Source organism: Plantibacter flavus, from assembly GCF_051487245.1.
GTDB lineage: Bacteria > Actinomycetota > Actinomycetes > Actinomycetales > Microbacteriaceae > Plantibacter > Plantibacter flavus_B.
Map to the genome: position 1 here is coordinate 660611 of NZ_JAHVDH010000001.1, position 18480 is coordinate 679090.

The 18480-nt window shown below is 69.6% G+C and carries 12 protein-coding genes; 7 read left to right on the forward strand and 5 right to left on the reverse strand.

What is annotated here, in order from left to right; all coding sequences use genetic code 11:
- Positions 1-69 precede the first annotated feature (69 nt).
- A complete protein-coding gene (locus tag KXS11_RS03040) occupies positions 70-792 on the forward strand; it encodes a ferritin-like fold-containing protein (RefSeq protein ID WP_437383968.1) in 723 nt (240 codons plus the stop codon).
- Between the two features lie 76 nt (positions 793-868).
- Here KXS11_RS03040 and KXS11_RS03045 read toward each other — a convergent pair whose 3' ends face one another.
- Both KXS11_RS03045 and KXS11_RS03050 read right to left on the reverse strand, forming a co-directional pair.
- Entirely contained in the window at positions 869-1168 is a 300-nt protein-coding gene (locus tag KXS11_RS03045; RefSeq protein WP_437383969.1) for a hypothetical protein, read from the reverse strand.
- 2 nt (positions 1169-1170) lie between these two features.
- A complete protein-coding gene (locus tag KXS11_RS03050) occupies positions 1171-1395 on the reverse strand; it encodes a DUF3107 domain-containing protein (protein ID WP_437383970.1) in 225 nt (74 codons plus the stop codon).
- Between the two features lie 141 nt (positions 1396-1536).
- On the opposite strand from KXS11_RS03050, the gene KXS11_RS03055 reads away from it, so the two are divergent.
- On the forward strand, positions 1537-4710 hold the full coding sequence (locus KXS11_RS03055; protein ID WP_437383971.1) for a PD-(D/E)XK nuclease family protein: 3174 nt from the start codon (positions 1537-1539) through the stop codon (positions 4708-4710).
- A complete protein-coding gene (locus KXS11_RS03060; RefSeq protein WP_437383972.1) occupies positions 4707-7994 on the forward strand; it encodes a UvrD-helicase domain-containing protein in 3288 nt (1095 codons plus the stop codon). The genes KXS11_RS03055 and KXS11_RS03060 overlap by 4 nt, the downstream gene beginning before the upstream one ends.
- Here the strand turns inward: KXS11_RS03060 and KXS11_RS03065 are convergent.
- Positions 7907-9151: a phosphotransferase gene (locus KXS11_RS03065; protein ID WP_437383973.1), complete on the reverse strand. Its 1245-nt coding sequence runs from the start codon at positions 9149-9151 to the stop codon at positions 7907-7909. The genes KXS11_RS03060 and KXS11_RS03065 overlap by 88 nt on opposite strands.
- Positions 9152-9215: 64 nt before the next feature.
- Between KXS11_RS03065 and nudC the strand changes: the two genes are divergently transcribed.
- Complete coding sequence (gene nudC, locus KXS11_RS03070) at positions 9216-10154, forward strand: NAD(+) diphosphatase (RefSeq protein ID WP_437383974.1); 939 nt, start codon at positions 9216-9218, stop codon at positions 10152-10154.
- A gap of 28 nt (positions 10155-10182) precedes the next feature.
- Complete coding sequence (locus tag KXS11_RS03075; RefSeq protein ID WP_437383975.1) at positions 10183-11910, forward strand: ATP-dependent helicase; 1728 nt, start codon at positions 10183-10185, stop codon at positions 11908-11910.
- Here KXS11_RS03075 and KXS11_RS03080 read toward each other — a convergent pair.
- Both KXS11_RS03080 and KXS11_RS03085 read right to left on the reverse strand, forming a co-directional pair.
- Positions 11798-12661, reverse strand: a complete 864-nt coding sequence (locus KXS11_RS03080; RefSeq protein WP_437383976.1) for a TOMM precursor leader peptide-binding protein — start codon at positions 12659-12661, stop codon at positions 11798-11800. The genes KXS11_RS03075 and KXS11_RS03080 overlap by 113 nt on opposite strands.
- Positions 12662-12765: 104 nt before the next feature.
- Complete coding sequence (locus KXS11_RS03085) at positions 12766-14163, reverse strand: zinc-dependent metalloprotease (protein WP_437383977.1); 1398 nt, start codon at positions 14161-14163, stop codon at positions 12766-12768.
- A 120-nt stretch (positions 14164-14283) separates the two neighbouring features.
- Here KXS11_RS03085 and KXS11_RS03090 point away from each other — a divergent pair, with 120 nt between their 5' ends.
- Positions 14284-15414: a YlbL family protein gene (locus tag KXS11_RS03090; protein WP_437383978.1), complete on the forward strand. Its 1131-nt coding sequence runs from the start codon at positions 14284-14286 to the stop codon at positions 15412-15414.
- 92 nt (positions 15415-15506) lie between these two features.
- Positions 15507-18431: a UPF0182 family membrane protein gene (locus tag KXS11_RS03095; protein ID WP_437383979.1), complete on the forward strand. Its 2925-nt coding sequence runs from the start codon at positions 15507-15509 to the stop codon at positions 18429-18431.
- Positions 18432-18480 lie beyond the last annotated feature (49 nt).

The following is an 18480-nucleotide window of genomic DNA, read 5'->3' on the forward strand; positions in this document are numbered from 1 at the left end:
TGGGAGGTGCCGGGAGGCCGCTGGACGCGCGGAACGCGATGAACGGCGCGCGGCGGCTAGGGTGGTGCCGTGGCATTTTGGTTTGGACGCCGCCGGCGTCGTCCCGGCACTGAGGCTCCTCGACTGCGCTCGCGCGAGGACGCCGTGCAGGCGACGCGCGTCGACCTCCACGAGCTCGCGCCGAGCACCGCCGACTACCTCGGTCAGGTGGCCCAGCTCCAGCTCGGCTTCTTCATGACGCTGTCGCTCGCCGTCGAGCACGCGCCGAACGACGCCGACCGCGAGGTCCTCGCTGAGGCGGCCGCCACCGCGCTGCGGAAGCACCAGGCCCTGCTCGCCTGGATCCGCCGCACGAACGACGACCCGCGGGCGGTCCTCGAACCCTTCGCGGCCTCCCGCGACGAGTTCCAGGCGATCCTCCGGACCGGCACCTGGGAGGAGCTGCTGCTCGGCGTCTTCGTCACGCGCGGCTTCCTCGACGAGTTCTTCGCAGAGCTGGCCCGTGGTCTCGACGGCGGCGACGGGCGCGATCTCGCGGCCCTCGTGGCGCCCGGTCCGGAGACGGACCCGCTCGTCGGAATTCTGCAGCGCGTGATCGCCGCGGACCCGGAGCGCGCCTCGACCCTGGCGATGTGGGGTCGTCGACTCCTCGGCGACACGATGCTCGTCGCTCGATCGGCGCTCGTGACGGAGAGTAAGGCGTTGCCCGACGACGCTCGTGTCGAGCCGATCTACACCGAGCTCATCGCGAACCACACGCGCCGGATGGACATCCTCGGCCTCACGGCGTGACCGCGGGCGCGGCTCGTGAACGACGAAGCCGCCGCCCCGAAGGAGCGACGGCTTCGTGTGACCGGAGGTCGACGGTTCAGGCGGCGACGCCGTGCTGCAGTCGTGCGAGCATCGCATCGTCGGACGCGGTGCGCACGCGGACGAGCACGAGGTCGGCGACGACGGCGACGACGGCCGATGCCGCGAACGCCGCCACCCAGATCCAGCCGCCGTCCCAGGCCATCCCGGCCCAGGTGAGCGCGACCCAGACCACTGCCGCGACGAGTGTCGCGATGGCCGGGACGAGGGCGGCGCCGTGCTGGTCACGGCCGGGCAGGCTGTACCGGACGGCGAGACCGAGGATCGCGCCGCCGAGGACGACGAACAGGAGTTCCATGCTCAGCCGACGAATCCGATGCGGCGGGACTCCTCGGTGCCGAGTTCCACATAGCCGATGCCGGCGGTGGGGATGAGGTAGCTGTTGCCCTTGTTGTCCTTCAGCGACAGCAGCTTGGCGTCAGACTCGAGCGCGGACGTGACCGCCTGCTCGATCTCGGCTGCGGGCTGTGAGGTCTCGAAGCCGATCTCGCGAGGGCTGTTGAGGATTCCGATGCGAATTTCCACCTTGAGTGCCTTTCGGTTGCGTAGGGCAAGACTACGGGAGTCGAGGCGGTCGGACCGGCGCGTGCCGCCTGCTGTCAGCGAACACGGCCCGCACGGTCGGTCGCGCGGGTGATGTCGGTCGCCTCGGGTAACGTGCGGAGCATGACCGCTTCCGAGGCCCAGGACACCGCAGCGGGCGCGCTGCGGGCCGGGCGCCCTCCGGCAGGAGGCATCCCCGGAACGCCGCTCGACGACTCGCAGTCCGCGGTCCTGGCACTCGACGACGCTCGATCGGCGGCCGTGCTCGGGGCGGCGGGGACCGGCAAGACCACGACGCTGGTCGAAGCGGTCGCCGACCGCATCCTCGTCCGTGGCTACGCCACCGATGAGGTGCTCGTCATCGCCTCCTCCCGGTCGTCGGCGCAGGTCCTCCGCGACCGCCTCGAGGTCAGGGTGGCCCGCGCGACCCCCGGTTCACTCGCCCGGACAGCGGTGTCCGTGGCGCTCGAGGTCATCGCGGCCTCTGGCGCGTTCGCGGGCGCGGGTCGGCCACGACTGCTGACGGGTGGTGAGCAGGACCAGACGATCGCGGAGCGGCTCCTCGGCGACGAACAGGACGCCACGGGTCCGGTGTGGCCGCCGGAGCTGGGTCCAGACGTGCGGCGTCTGCAGGGCTTCCGCACCGAGCTCCGCAACCTCATGGAGCGCAGCGTCGAGCACTCGGTGTCTCCCGAAGACCTCCGCCGGCTCGGTGGCGAACAGGGACGCGCTGAGTGGATCGCCTCGGCAGCGTTCATCGAGGGCTTCCTCGCCGACGACTGGCGAGGACATCTCACTCCGGCCGCGGCGCTCGCACGCGCCGTCACGCTCCTCGACGCCGAGGAACCCGGCACCGGTGTGCTCGGGCGCCTCCGCGTGATCTTCGTCGACGATGCGCAGGAGTCGACGCACGGTGTCCTCGAACTCCTCGCGGCGCTCGCACGACACGGCATCACGATCGTGGCCTTCGGCGACCCCGACCTCACGACGGGCGCCTTCCACGGTGCCCGTGCCGACGCCCTCGGTCGCTTCTCGGAGGTGCTCGGCCGCCCGGTGGAGACACTCGTCCTGGCGGAGGTGCACCGCGGTACACCGGCCATCAGATCGATCGTGAGCGGCATCACCGAGCGCATCGGAACAGCCGGGGCAGGCCTCCACCGTGGCGCCTCCGCACCCGAACCCGACCCACGAACCCCCGGCCAGACCGTGGTCTCCGTCGCCGCGGGGTCGCCGGCCGAACAGATCGCGGTGATCGCGAGATTCCTGCGCGAGCGACACGTCCTCCACGGTGTGCCGTGGGCGGAGATGGCCGTGGTGGTCCGCAGTGGTGGGCTCATCCCGGCGGTCGAGCGAGGTCTGTCCTCGCTCGAGGTGCCGACGCGTGCGAGTACCGGCGGGGCGCCGCTCCGGGAGCAGCCGTTCGTCCGTGCAGTCCTCCTCGGGGTCTCGGTCGCACTCGGCCGGACCCCGCTCGACGCCGACGTCGTGACCGAACTCCTGCACAGCGCGCTCGGAGGGCTCGACTCGATCGGAGTCAGACGACTGCGGGCAGCGCTCCGCCATGCCGACCTCGAACACGGCCTGGACCGCAGCGCCGACCGCCTCCTGGAGGAGGCCTTCGCCGTCCCCGGCGCGCTCATCGGCCTCGAGACCCCCTCAGCCGCTCGAGCCAGGACGCTCGCCGACAGTCTGGCCGAAGCGCGCGCGCAGGCCGCTGCCGGCGCCTCGGCCGAGGAACTCGTCTACGGACTCTGGTCACGCAGCGGCCTCGAACGCGGGTGGGTCGCCCTGTCGAAGGGCAACGGACAGGCGGCCGAAGACGCCAACCGGGATCTCGACGCGATCACGCAGCTCGCGGACGCCGCCCGCACCTTCGTCGAAGCGGAGCCGGACACCCCGGCCTCGGTGTTCCTCGACCGCCTCCTCGAACAGGCGGTCGGCGACGACTCGCTCGCACCCACGGGGCACCGGCAGGCGGTGACCATCGCGACGCCGGCAGCCCTCGTCGGGACCGCGTTCGACTCCGTCGTGGTGGCAGGGATGCAGGACGGCGTCTGGCCGAACCTCCGGGTGCGCGACTCCCTCCTCGGTGCATCGACGCTCGTCGAGGTCCTGGAGGGCACGGCGACGCCCACGGCCGATGCGCGCCGAGCTGTCCTGCACGACGAACTGCGGTTGTTCGCGCAGGCGACCTCCCGCGCCGAACGCTCCCTCCTCATCGTCGCCGTGGTCGACGACGACCACCAGGCCAGCCCCTTCCTGACCCTCGTCCCCGAGCCCGACCCGCACCGGGCAGGCCTCGCGCCGCTGTCCTTGCGCGGTCTCGTCGGTACCTTGCGCCGATCGCTCACCCGTCGCACCCGGCCGGCCGACCCGGCGGAGCGACGAGCGTCGGCGTCGGCACTCGCGATCCTCGCTGAAGCCGGGGTCCCGGGAGCACCCACGGAGGAGTGGTACGGCATCGTCCCGCCGAGTTCGACCGCCCCGCTGCACGATCCGGCCCTCGAAGAGCTGCCGATCTCGCCCTCTCGCATGGAAGCCTTCGAGGCCTGCCCGCTGCATTGGGCCATAGCCCGGCTCGGCGGCGGTGCCTCAGGCTTCGCCTCGGGGCTCGGCACCATCGTCCACGCCGCGCTCGAGCACGCCGAGTCCTCCGATGAGGCGGCGCTCTGGGCCGCGGTCGAGGCCAGATGGGGCGAACTGCGGTTCGAGGCGGACTGGGAGGGCGCTTCGACGAAGCGTCGAGCCGCTGAGCTGGTCCATCGCCTCTCCGCCTACCTGCACGACTCCGAGCGTGCCGGGGTGTCGACGATCGGCAGCGAGAGCCGCTTCAGCCTGCGGATCCCCATCGGCGAGCTGGGCGGGGCGGCAGTGCTCGGCGGGTCGATCGACCGCGTCGAACTCGTTCCGGAGCCCGACGGCACGAAGCGCGTCGTCATCGCCGATCTCAAGACGGGCGCCTCCGCGCCCCGTCAGGACCGCGAGGTCGAGGACATGGCCCAGCTCGGGGCGTATCAGCTCGCGCTCGCCGCAGGTTCGGTTGCCGGCACTGAAGGGCTCCTGCGTGGCGGGGCGAAGCTCATCGTCGTCTCCGCGGGGACACAGCGCAAGGAGTACTACGACCCGTCGCAGGAGGCCTTCGACGACGACGCCCTCGAGCGGTTCCGTGAGCGCGTCCTGGCCGACGCGGTCGGCATGGCCGGGGCGGTCTTCGAGGCCAGAATCGGGACCCACTGCCACGACCCCTTCGCCTTCGGTGAGTGCTCCATCCACATCGTCCCGGCGGTGAGCTCGTGAGCGAGACGGTCGTGCCGGAGCAGAACTCCTACTCGGCGGAGACGTTGGCGGCCCTGCTCGGTCTCCCTCAGCCGACGGCTCAGCAGGTCGAGGTGATCGAGGCGCCCATGGCGCCCGTCCTCGTCGTTGCGGGAGCGGGGAGTGGCAAGACCGAGACCATGGCGTCGCGGGTCGTCTGGCTGCTCGCGAATCGCCGTGTCGCGGTGGGGGAGATCCTCGGGCTCACCTTCACCCGGAAGGCGGCGGGGGAACTCGCTGCGCGCATCGGGAAGCGCATCCGGGCGCTCCAGGACCTCGGGATCATCGACCCCGGTGAGGACGCCCTGTTCGACCGACCTGAGGTGTCGACCTACAACGCCTACGCGAACGCCCTCTTCCGCGACAACGCCCTGCTCGTCGGGCGGGAGCCGGAGTCGGTGCTGCTGTCCGAGGCGTCAGCGTGGCGACTCGCACGTCGCATCGTCGTCCGGCATGGCGACGACCGGCTTGCGGCACTCGGCAAGTCGGTCGATCAGGTCGCTGACCTCGTCCTCTCGCTCAGCCACGAGCTGGCGGAGATCGAGGGGACGACCGAGGAACTCCTCGCGTTCGTGGAGCGATTCTCCAGCCTCACCGAACTCCCGAACGGTGGCCGTGGGGCCTACGCGCAGGTGGACGAGGCCGTTGCCGTGGTGGGCGCCCTCCCGGTGCTGCTGGACCTCGCCGGACGGTACGCAGACGAGAAACGACGCCAGGGGCTCGTCGAGTTCTCCGACCAGGTCGCGCTCGCCCTCGCGGCCTGCGAGCGTTCGCCGAAGGTCGCCGAGACGGCGAGGGAGCGGGCGGGGGTGGTGCTCCTCGACGAGTACCAGGACACCTCGGTCGTGCAGACCAGACTGCTGTCGACCCTGTTCGCGGACCACGCGGTGATGGCGGTCGGCGACCCGCACCAGTCGATCTACGGGTGGCGGGGCGCGAGCGCGGCGAACCTCGCCCGGTTCTCCCGCGATTTCGGCCGCGTCGGTGGGGCGACCCAGTTCAACCTCTCGACGAGCTGGCGCAACGACAGCGGCATCCTGGAAGCTGCGAACGTCCTCGTCCGCCCGCTGCAGCAGCAGGCGAAGGCCGCCGCGCGACTCCGGGTACTCGACCTCGAGGCGAAGCCGGGCGCCGGCGAGGGTTCGCTCGACGTCCGGTTCGTCGAGACGAGCGCCGACGAGGTGCGCACGGTCGCGGAGTGGTGCGCCGACCGGCTCCTGTCCGACCGCGGGGGAGACCCGGCCGGTTCGGCCGCGATCCTCTTCCGTGCGAGACGCCCGATGCAGGACTTCGCCGAGGGGCTCGCCGCGCTCGGCGTACCGCATCACATCCTCGGACTCGGCGGGCTGCTGTCCTCGCCGGAGATCGTCGACGTCACGGCGGCACTCCGCGTCATCCACGATCCGGCAGCCGGCTCCTCGCTGATCCGCCTGTTGAGCGGACCACGGTGGCGCATCGGCGTTCGCGACCTCGGCCACCTCGTCGAGGTCGCGAGATACTTGCAGGCCATCGACTGGAAGACCAAGCGGTACGACGCGGAGTTGGCCGCACGGCTCCGCGAGTCCGTCGCCGACGACGACGGGCGTTCGATCATCGATGCGCTCGACTTCGTCGCAGCTGATCGCGTGCCTGCGGGACTCGCGGCCGGATTCACCGAGTCCGGCCGAGCCCGCCTCCGTGAGGCCGGGCTCGTCTTCGCCGCCCTGCGCCGTCGCGCGGGAAGCGGCCTCCCCGACCTCGTGCGAGCTGTCGAGCGTGAGCTCAGGCTCGACATCGAGGTCGTGGCCAACGAGTCGACCGGGTCGGCCGCCCGCGCCCCCGCGAAGCTGCAGGCCTTCCAGGACGAGATCATCTCCTTCATCGCGGCCGAGGAGCAGGTGAGTCTCGGCAGTCTGCTCGCGTGGATCGACCGCTCACTCGCCCGCGACGACATGGGCCCAGCGAGTGACGCACCCGACCAGGGTGCCGTGCAACTCCTCACGATCCACGGGTCGAAGGGGCTCGAGTGGGACCACGTCGTGATCCCGCGCCTCGTCGTCGACGAGCTACCGGCGAAACCCAAGGACGGCAAAGGCTGGGTCACGCTCGGCACCCTGCCGTACGACTTCCGCGGCGACGCAGGTGAGCTCCCGGAGTTCGCTTGGACTGCAGCGGACACGCGGAAGGAGGTCGTCGAGGCGCAGACGCGGTTCTCGGAGGAGCTCCGTGAGCGTGCTCTCGACGAGGAACGGCGGCTCGCGTACGTGGCGGTCACGCGAGCCAAGCACGACCTCCTGTTGACCGGGTCGTTCTGGTCGGGCGATCGAAAGCGGCCCCGCGCCGCGAGCACCTACCTGATCGAGCTCGCCGAGGCGGGTCTCGTCGCCGAGCTTCCCCCGGCCTCGGTGTTCGAGGACAACCCGATCGACAGCGGGGCTGCGGTCCTCAACTGGCCGCTCGATCCGCTGGGAGCCCGACGCTCGACCGTGGAGCACGCCGCGGCGGAGGTGGATGCGCGCCGAGAGATCCCGGAGGCCGAGCTCCTCGCCACACTCGGTCCGCTCGAGAACGAGCTGACGCTCCTCCTGGAGGAACGGCGCCGTGATGAGAGCTCAACGGTGCGCGGCGAGCTGCCGGTGCGCATCCCCGCCTCGCGATTCAAGGAGTTCGTGACGGATCCGGAAGCTGCTCTCGAACGGTTGCGCCGCCCCGTCCCCCAACGGCCCTACCGGCAGACGAGGCTCGGGACGAGGTTCCACTCCTGGGTGGAGGCGCACTACGGGCGTTTCGGACTCCGCGAGCTCGTCGACGCCCTCCCGGAGGACCTCGACGTCGAGTCCTCCGCCGAACCGCCCTCGGATGACCTCAGCCTCGACGACCTCACAGAACGGTTCCTCGCATCGGAGTGGGCCGGTGTGCTCCCGATCGAGGTCGAGACCGAGATCCACGTCCCGCTCGGTGACACCGGTCGCCTCGTGGTGTGCAAGCTCGACGCCGTCTTCGAACGGGGTGACCGCTTCGAGATCGTCGATTGGAAGACCGGCGCCGTCCCGGTGACGCCCGAGGACGTGCGCAACGCCTCGTTCCAGCTCGCGCTCTACCGTCTCGCGTACGCGCACCACCGCGGGATCGAACCGGAGCGCATCGACGCGGTGCTGTACTACGTGAGTCACGACGTCGCGTTGCGACCCGAGCGGCTCTACTCCGAGGCGGAGCTCCTGTCGGAGTGGGAGCGGTCCTTCGGCGGTTCGGAGCTCCAGAGGTCGAACGACGACGTGTCGATCTGATCCGTCGCGTTCTGATCGGCCGCCTCGTCTGACGGTGCTCGGTGTGTGTCGTCGGAGCCGTCCTCGTCCTCCGCGTCGACGTCGCGTCCGAGCGCCCGCTCGAGCTCGGACCGGTCGTACGTGTCGGTCTGCATCGCGATGCCGGGGGACGAGGACCCGATGGGCGTGCGGTCGAGCATCGTCTCGACCTCGTCGACGGCGAGGACCGGCCCGGTGGTTGCGCCGAGAGGGTCGGTGACGTCGCCGAGGACGCGGTCCACGAGGCCGTCGAGCATGGCGACGGCATCCTCGACGACGGTCTCATCGTGCCTGTCGCGGCCGTGCAGGAGCCAGCGGGCGATCTCGAGCTCTGCGTAGAGGCGCGCACGCAGGGGGACGAAGCGGTCTGGGCCGCGCGTGCAGGAGGCCGCGTAGGCGGACAGTGCCTGCTCGCCGGTCGGACCCAGCGTCGCGACCCAGTGGAGGTCGAGCGCCGGGTCGCCGACGCGCAGCGAGCCCCACTCGAGCACGCCGTTGACGAGGCCGTGACCGTCTTGACGGATGACGAGCACGCGGTCGGCGGCGAGCGCACCGTGGATGACGGTGGGCTGGAACTGCCACAGCGAGTGGTCGTCGACCGCGGCCTGCCACCGTTCACGGACAGCGGTGGGCAGGAGTCGCGTCTCGGTGGCACGGGCGACGATGCGACGCGCATCGGCGCGGATCTGCTCGGTCGAGAGGAGGGGGAGACCAGCTTCGGCGATGAAGGCCGTCGGCAGGGAGTGGATGGCGGCGATCGCGGCACCGAGGGAGTCCGAGAGGACCTCGTCGGTGCGGAGGGCGGTGGGATCGAGCGGCGTACCGGGTACGAACTGCAGGACGACGGCTCGCGTGCCGTCCACGGGCAGCTGACCGACGGCGGTGGGTGCGTCGAACGGAAGACGACTGCGGATACCGGGGGTGAGCGCGCGCAGGGCGATGAGGTCGGCGGACTGCTCCGTCTCGGCCTGCTGCGAAGTGGGGACGCGGACGATCAACTCGTCACCGTCGCCGGTCAACAACCTGGCCGAATCGAAGTTCCCCTCGCCGCCCGCGGTGTGTGCGCCCGAGCCGCGGACCTGGAGGTCGGCCACGGCCGAGGTGGCCAACGCGGCTAGAGTGAGATGGGATCTGGCCATGACATCTAGGGTACGGGGCCGTCCCGGCGAGCCGTGCTCGCCACGCCCTCAGGAGAGGTTGTCCATGACGATTCAGGTTCGCGCGCTCGCCGGCCTTCCGCTTGCGAGAGGCGGGCTCGACCGTCACGGGGAGGTCCGTTCGCGTCCCGGTGTGCTCGATGAGCTCCGCAGCGACCCGACGGTGCGAGCGGTCGTGCTGCGCGGCCGCCGCGCGCTCGTGACGGGCGATGCGCTCGAGCTGATGATGCCGTCCGTCCTGCCGGAACCCGAGCTCCTGGTCTATCTCGGACGGACGACCGAGGAGGATCGGAACACCCCGGTGGGCACCGGGATCCTGCTCTGGAAGCTGGCGGACGACGACGCTGCGTCGATCACCGACGACGAATCACGCTGGCTCGACCTGCGTCGCAGTGGTCACCTCCTGTCCGATCAGGACGTCGGGGTCCTTGCGACATCGCTCGCGATCGCGGGCTGGCACGAGGCAGAGCCGTTCTGCGCGCACTGCGGCTCGCCGACGACCGTGCGGAACGCCGGTTGGGCGCGGTACTGCCCGGTCGACGGCACCGAGTTGTTCCCACGGATGGACCCGGCCGTGATCGTCGCGGTCGTCGACCCCGCCGGTCGGATCCTGCTCGGCTCGAACGCCATGTGGGAGCACAACCGGTACTCCCTGCTGGCGGGCTACGTGGACGCGGGCGAATCGCTGGAGCAGGCGGTCGTCCGCGAGATCTTCGAGGAGTCGGGCATGCGCCTCGGCACGCCGGTCTACCTCGGTTCGCAGCCGTGGCCGTTCCCACGCTCGCTCATGCTCGGCTTCGTCGCTCCGCTCGCCGACGACCAGGATCCGGAGGCCCTCGTGCCAGACGGTCAGGAGATCCTCGACCTGCGCTGGTTCACCCGTGAGGAACTCGAAGACCCCTCGACCGACGTGATCCTGCCGGGACCGTCCTCGATCGCGCGGGCAGTGATCGACGACTGGATGAGCGGCTCCTGGTCCCGATGACCGTGCATCGATCCGGAGACGGCAGCCGATGAACGGCCCGGCAGAACTCCTCGCCGGGCTCGATCCGGATCAGGCCGTCGCAGCCGAGGCGCTGCGCGGACCGGTCTGCATGCTCGCCGGCGCCGGGACGGGGAAGACTCGGGCGATCACCCACCGGATCGCCTACGGGGTGGCGACCGGCACCTACACCGCGTCCCGCGTCATGGCGCTCACCTTCACGAGTCGTGCCGCAGCCGAGCTGCGCGGTCGTCTGCGCGCGCTCGGTGCAGAAGGCGTGTCGGCGCGGACCTTCCACGCGTCGGCACTGTCCCAGCTCAACTTCTTCTGGCCGCAGGTCGTCGGCGGACAGGTGCCCGGGCTCGTCGAGAGCAAAGGGCGCGTGCTCGGACACGTCGCCGAGCGCATGCGGCTCCGCGTCGACACCGCCACCCTGCGCGACGTCGCCGCGGAGATCGAGTGGCGCAAGGTCTCCGGTCTGACGCTCGAGCAGTATGCGACCGCGGACCGACCGCTCGTGCAGAAGCTCTCGCTCGAACAGGTCATCGCGTTGCAGGAGGGCTACGAGCAGCTGAAGGATGAGCGCAAGCGCATCGACTTCGAGGACGTGCTGCTCGCCTGCGCGGGCATGATCGAGTCGGAGCCCTCGGTGGCGATGCAGGTCCACGAGCAGTACCGGTTCTTCGTCGTCGACGAGTACCAGGACGTCTCGCCGTTGCAGCACCGTCTGCTGGAACTCTGGCTCGGTGGACGTCGTGACGTGTGCGTCGTCGGCGACGCGAGCCAGACCATCTACTCCTTCGCTGGGGCGCGAGCCGACTACCTGCTCGACTTCCCGGCCCGCTACAGCGATGCCACGGTGGTGCGGCTCGAGCGGAACTACCGCTCGTCGGTGCCGGTCGTCGCTGCGGCGAACACGCTCATGCGCGGCCGGCCGGGCGCACTGCAGCTGTCTGCAGTACGGTCGGGCGAGGAGTCGGCATCCGAGCAGACGTCGTCGCCGGCTGTGGGACTCCGCGCGTACCCCAATGAGCTCTCGGAGGCGCGCGGTGTCGCCTCGGAGATCCTCGTACAGCTGCAGGACGGCGTGCCGGCTTCGGAGATCGCCGTGCTCTACCGCATCAACGTGCAGGCCGCCGCGCTCGAGACCGCCCTCGGTGAGGCGGGGATCCCGTTCGTGATGCACGGGTCCAAGCGGTTCTTCGAACTGCCCGAGGTCCGTCAGGCGCTGCTGCAGCTCCGTGCCGCCTCGGTCTCGATCATGGGCGAACCGCTCTTCAAATCCGTCAGTGACGTCCTGCGCTCGCTCGGCTGGAGTCAGGACCCACCGGACGGGGGAGGCGCAGTGCGCGACCGCTGGGAGTCGCTCAACGCGATCATGGGTCTCGTGGACCAGGCTCCTGAGGGCACGACCTTCCGCGGGTTCACGGACGAGCTGCTGACGAGGCAGGCCGCCCAGCACGAGCCGACCGTCGAGGCTGTCACGCTCGCCACGCTGCACTCGGCGAAGGGACTCGAGTGGGAGGCTGTTCACCTCATCGGCCTGTCCGAGGGATATCTGCCGATCACCTACGCGAAGCAGTTCGAGCAGGCGGACGAGGAACGCCGGCTGCTCTACGTCGGCATCACCCGCGCGAAGCGCCTCCTCAACCTGTCGTGGGCCGAGGCGCAGCAGCGCGGCGGCCGGCGGGAACCGTCGCGCTTCCTGGCAGAGCTCGGCATGCGCACTTCGAGTGTTCCCGGACGACGCGGCGCTTGATCCCTCCCGTCACCGCGTCGGTGACGAGCTGTGTGGCACTGAGGAGTGGACGACGCTCGTCCACTCGTCGGAGGAGGAGTCGAGCTGCGCGGGCGGCGACCTCCGAGCACAGCAACCCGGCGTCGAGGGGGGACGCGCGACCGAGGAGCTGTGCGGCCACGGTCGGCCAGGTCTCGTCCTGGTCTGTCCGCTGCAGGTCCACGCAGTACAAGCACGGACCGGCGCCCGGTGTGACGAACGGGCCGATGATGACGGAGCGGTCGCTGGACACGATCGGCAGGTGCGGGACGTCGTCACGCAGCCACCTCGCATAGCGGCTTGGCGGCACGACGAAGTCGGCGCACAGCACCGCGAAGTCGACCGGTCGTCCGTCTGATCCGTCCGGATCGGTCGACACGAGGGAAACCGCCGGCTGATCGGAGAGCAGCTCGGCGAGGCGGGTCGCGACGGGCCCGCTCCCGTCGATCGCGATCCTGGGAATGGGAACGGTCGTGTTGCGCAGTGTCGGGCTGAACGATTCGATGACGGGTTCGAGCACGCGGAGGAGTCGCTCGAACTGGGCGTCCGCGATGCCGAACGTCGTTGCGAGACGTGACTCGACTGCCGCCGGGTATCCGTTCCGGAGTGCCGCTACGAGGTGCTCGGCACTGCTGTCGAGGCGATCGAGCACGACCGGGTCGTCGACGCCGATCTGCAGGCTGTGCGGTGTCCGCCACAGGACAGGTCTGCTCGGATCGAGGCGTTTCGTCATGCGACGATGATGCCGCGTGGGGGCCCGACGCCGTCGGATCTCTCCACAGGGGTGAACCGCCGCCGGGGGCGCGTCAACCACCCCTGGCGACTGGAACGACGGACTCAGACGGGAGGGCCGTCGCTGCCGTTCGGGTCTGGGCGTTCGGTGCCGGAGTCGTCTGCATCGGGGCCACGCTGGTCTTCACCGCGGAGGAGGTCCTCGAGCGCCAGATCCATCTCGTCCTGCTCCGGTCGCTCACCACGGGCCTCGGCCTCGAGTCGGGCGATCAGCGCGAGCGGGGCGTCGATGTCGTCCGCGGTCGGCACGAGGTCCGGGTGCGTCCACAGGGCGTCCCGCTGTGCCGTCCCGACGGCATCGGTGACCTGCTGCCACATCGCTGCCGCCTCACGGAGTCGTCGGGGCCGGAGCTCCAGGCCGACGAGTGCGCCGAGCGCCTGCTCTGCGGGTCCGCCGGCCGCGCGGCGGCGGCGGACGGTCTCCGCGATCGCCGCCGAGCGGGGGAGTCGGGTCGTGGCCGCCGCCGTGACGACGTCCACCCATCCTTCGATGAGTGCGAGCGTGGTCTCGAGTCGGGCGAGACTCGCTTCCTGAGCCTCGGTGCGTGCAGGGATCAGGGCACCGCTCGTCATCGCTTCGCGCAGTTCCTCGGGGTTCGAGGGGTCGAAGCTCTCGGCCAGTTGCTCGAGACGGTCGGTGTCGATGCGGATGCCGCGCGCGAAGTCGGTGATCGAGGAGATCAGCTGCAGTCGCAGCCACCGTGCGTGCCGGAAGAGGCGGGCGTGGGCGAGCTCACGCACAGCCAAGTAGATCTGGATCTGGTCGGCCGAGATGTCGAGGCCGTCGCCGAAGTCCGCGACGTTCTGCGGGACGAGGGCCGCCTCGTTGTCGTCGAGGAGCGGGATGCCGATGTCGCCACCGGACACGACCTCCTTGGACAGTTGGCCGACCACCTGGCCGAGCTGCATGGCGAACAGCGTGCCGCCGATCCCGCGGACGAGCTGGCCTGCGCCGGCGATCATCCCTGACAGCTCCTCAGGAGCTCGTTCGGTGAGCACGCCGGTCAGGGCGTTCGCGATGTTCGTCGCGACCGGCTCGGCGAGCTGCGTCCAGAACGGCATCGTCTTCGTGACCCAGCGGGTGCGGGTGTACAGCGCGGGTTCCGCCGACAGTTCGGCGACATCGGTGACGTCGGCCAGCCACAGGGAGGCGATGTGGAATGCCTGCTCCAGTTCGGTGCGCTGGCCGGGCGTGGTGTCCACGGACCCGTCGCCGGCGATGGTCTTCGCCTGCTGCAGGGAGGTGTCCCAGTTGATGCCGTCGCTGTTGGACTGCAGAGCACCTTGCAGCTGGGACATGAGCGCCGCCAGGCTGGCAGGGTCGTTCGGCAGGCCGGCCGCTCCAGCGAGCTGGCTCGCGTCGAACGAACCGTTGCCGGAGAGCAGCTCGCGCAACATGTCGCGGAACTCGTCCTCCGGACTCTTGTCGGAATCCTCTGGCACGTCAGCCGCCTCTCAGATAGCTCGCTGCTGGGCCTTCTACGCTAGTCGCACCTCGCTGAAGAATCGCCGGGGTATGGTTGGTCGGGTTTCCGCCCACCGCGAACAGTCCGGAAGGCTTGCATGTCGCTCTTCGCCGATGAGGCTCCAACTGCTTCGGCGACGACCAGTCCGGCACGCCGACGTCGCGCCCGTTTCGGCTGGATCGTCCTCGTGTCGTCCCTCGTGCTCCTCGGCGTGCTGTCAGCGGTGCCCGCCCCGTACGTGATCGAGCAGCCGGGCCCCGTCTTCAACGTCCTTGGCACGACCGAGGGAGACGACGGCGACGTTCCCCTCATCGAGGTGCACGACGCCCAGACCTACGACACCGCTGGCACGCTGGACATGCTCACGGTCCAGTTGGTCGGCAACCCGCAGCGCAGTCCCGGCTGGCTCGACATCGTCTCCGCCTGGTTCGATCCGAGCCGAGCCGTCGTGCCGATGGACCTGTACTTCCCGCCGGGAGTCACGACCGAGCAGCGCGACGAGCAGAACGCCGCGCTCATGGTCGACTCGCAGCAGGACTCGGTCGCTGCGGCGTTGCGCGAACTCGGGTACACGGTGCCCGAGCACATCGAGGTGGCGCAGATCGCCGAGAGCGGTCCCGCGCAGGGCGTCCTCCGACTCGACGACGAGATCGTCGCGGTGAACGGCACGGCGGTCGTCGGCCTCGAGGGGCTCCGCGCGGCGATCGCCGCGAACGGCACGGGCACGGCCGCGTCCATCGACATCGTCCGGGGAGGGGTTGCGAGCACGGTGCAGATCACGCCGACCACCGCGACGGCGACAGACGGTTCGACGTCGACGGTCATCGGCATCGGCACGAAGATCAGCTACGACCTGCCTGTCGACATCACCATCCAGCTCGACAACGTCGGCGGTCCCAGCGCGGGCATGATGTTCGCCCTCGGGATGATCGACCTGCTGACGCCCGGGGAACTCAACGGTGGCAAGGACGTCGCCGGAACCGGCACCATCGACGCGGACGGCAATGTGGGAGCGATCGGCGGCATCCGCCAGAAGCTGTACGGCGCGAAGGACGCCGGTGCCGACTGGTTCCTGGCACCTGCGAGCAACTGCGACGAGGTCAGCGGCCATGTTCCGGACGGGCTGACGGTGTTCGCGGTCAAGACGCTCGACGACTCCCTCGCTGCGCTCGAGGCGATCGCGGACGGCGGCGACACGAGCGCGCTCCCCACCTGCTCCACCGGGTGACCCGCGGGCTCTCCACTGCGCTTCTCTTCGGCGCTCTCCCAGGCCCGCCGCTTTAGGATGGTCGGGACGACCCCTAACTGAAGAGGCCATACGTGACATCCGCAGCAGCAGAGAAGCCCCTGTCCACTCAGCGCAGACGCGCCCCGATCGCGATCACGGTGGCGATCATCGCCGCGCTCCTGATCGGATTCTTCGTGTTCTCGGGGTTCTACGCCGACTTGCTGTGGTTCCAGCAGCTCGGCTTCACCGAAGTCCTCACCACCCAGTGGATCGCGACCATCGCGATGTTCCTCGTCGGCTTCGTCGGCATGGCCCTCCCCGTGTGGCTCGCGATCGAGATCGCGTACCGTACCCGTCCGGTGTACGCGAAGCTCAGCTCGCAGGTCGACCGCTATCAGCAGGTCGTGGAGCCCCTCCGCCGCCTCGCGACGTACGGCATCCCCGCGCTCTTCGGGCTCTTCGGTGGTGTCGCCGCCGCCTCCCGCTGGCAGCTCGTCCTCCTGTGGATGAACGGCACCCCCTCCGGCACGACCGACCCGCAGTTCGGCCTCGACGTGTCGTTCTACCTCTTCGACCTGCCGTTCTTCCAGGCCGTCGTCGCCTTCTCCTCCGCCGTCGTGCTGATCGCGCTCATCGCGACCGCCGTCGTCACCTACTTGTACGGCGGCATCCGCGTCGTCAGCCGCGAGGTCTGGATCTCCATGGCCGCCCGCGTGCAGATCTCGGTCCTGGCCGCGCTCTACCTGATCCTGCAGGCGGTCAGCCTGTGGCTCGACCAGTACACGACCCTGAACGACACCGGAACGCTCATCACGGGTGCGTCGTACACGGACGTCGCCGCGACCATCCCCGGCCGGGTCATCCTCGCCGGCATCGCACTCATGGTCGCCGTCCTGTTCGTCGTGACGGCGTTCACCGGCCGATGGCGTCTGCCGCTCGTCGGCACGGCACTGCTCATCGTCGCGTCGCTCATCGTCGGCAGCCTCTACCCGTGGATCGTCCAGCGCTTCCAGGTCGAGCCCAACGCGAAGAGCCTCGAGACGCCGTACATCAAGCGCAACATCGACATGACCCGTGACGCCTACGGCATCGCCGGTGTCGAGGAGGAGGAGTACGCGGCGACCACCGACGCGACCCCCGGAGCACTCCGTCAGGATGCTGAGACGACCGCGAACATCCGCATCATCGACCCGTCGCTCGTGAGCGCGTCGGTGGCGCAGCTCGAGCAGTTCAAGCAGTTCTACTCCTTCGACAAGCAGCTCGACGTCGACCGGTACAACATCGACGGCAAGACGCAGGACGCCGTCGTCGCCGTCCGTGAGCTCAATGTCGCGGGCCTCGACAACTCGCAGTCCTGGATCAACAACACGGTCGTCTACACGCACGGCTACGGCCTGGTGGCGGCGTACGGCAACCAGCGGTCCGCGTCTGGTGAGCCGGTGTTCCTCGAATCGGGTATCCCGACCACCGGCGCCCTCGGCAAGTTCGAGCCCCGGGTGTACTTCGGCGAGCAGTCGCCCGACTACTCCATCGTCGGAGCGCCGAAGGGATCCGACCCGGTCGAGCTCGACTACCCGTCGGGAACCCAGGGCGAGTCCCAGACGTACACGACCTTCGACGGCGACGGCGGGCCCAAGCTCGACAACGTCTTCAAGAAGCTCGTCTACGCCTTGAAGTTCCAGTCCGAGCAGATCTTCCTGTCCGACTCCGTGAACAACCAATCGCAGATCCTCTACGACCGCGACCCGAAGACGCGAGTGCAGAAGGTCGCCCCGTACCTGACGCTGGACTCGGATCCGTACCCCTCGGTCGTGGACGGCAAGATCGTCTGGATCGTCGACGGCTACACCACGAGCGACAGCTATCCCTACTCGAAGACGGTCAGCCTTTCGGACACCATCTCCGACTCGGTCACGCCGGCGCAGAGCTACGCGCTCGACGACGTCAACTACATCCGGAACTCGGTGAAGGCGACGGTCGACGCCTACGACGGCAAGGTCACGCTCTACAGCTGGGACGACCAGGACCCGGTCCTCAAGACCTGGCAGAAGGTGTTCCCCTCGACGGTCAAGCCGATGTCGGAGATGTCCGGTGACCTCATGAGCCACGTGCGCTACCCGGCAGACCTCTTCAAGGTGCAGCGATCGGTGCTCGGCCAGTACCACGTCACGAACGCCGGTTCGTTCTACTCGAGTGAGGACGCCTGGGTCACCCCGAACGACCCGCAGTCGACCGAGACGAACAAGACCTACCAGCCGCCGTACTACCTCACGATGCAGCTGCCGGGCCAGAAGGCCCCGTCCTTCTCGCTCTACTCGACGTTCATCCCCCGACAGGGTGGGGAGCAGTCGCGGAACGTGCTCACCGGGTATCTGGCGGTGGACGCCAACGCGGGGGCAGAAGACGGCGAACGCAGTGCGGACTACGGCAAGATCCGCCTGCTGACGCTGCCGAAGGACGACACGGTCCCGGGCCCGGGTCAGGTGCAGAACACCTTCGACTCCGACCCGAGTGTCTCGAGTCAGATCAACATCCTGAAGCAGGGTCAGACGGAGGTGCTCAACGGCAACCTGCTGACCGTGCCCGTGGGTGGTGGTCTCCTGTACGTCCAGCCGGTGTACGTGAAGTCGACCGGTGACACGAGCTTCCCGCTCCTGCAGAAGGTGCTCGTCGCGTTCGGCGACAAGATCGCCTTCGAGGACACGCTGGACGAGGCGCTCGACGTCCTCTTCGGTGGCGACTCTGGTGCAGACGCCGGCGACACGAACGTGCCGGGCGACAGCACCACGCCGCCGACCGATGGCGGTGACACCGGTGGTGGAACCGACACGGGAACGACGCCGAGCACCGGTGACCCCACGGTCGACGCGCAGATCAAGACGCTGCTCGACCAGGCGAAGGCCGCGATGGTCGAGAAGGATGCCGCCATGGCGAGCGGTGACTGGGCTGCGTACGGTGTCGCGGACAAGAAGGTCTCCGATGCCCTGGCGCAGGCGCTGGCGCTGCTGAACGGCTGATCCGGCTTCCGCCCCTGCACGGACGGCGTCGCCCCTCACGGGACGGCGC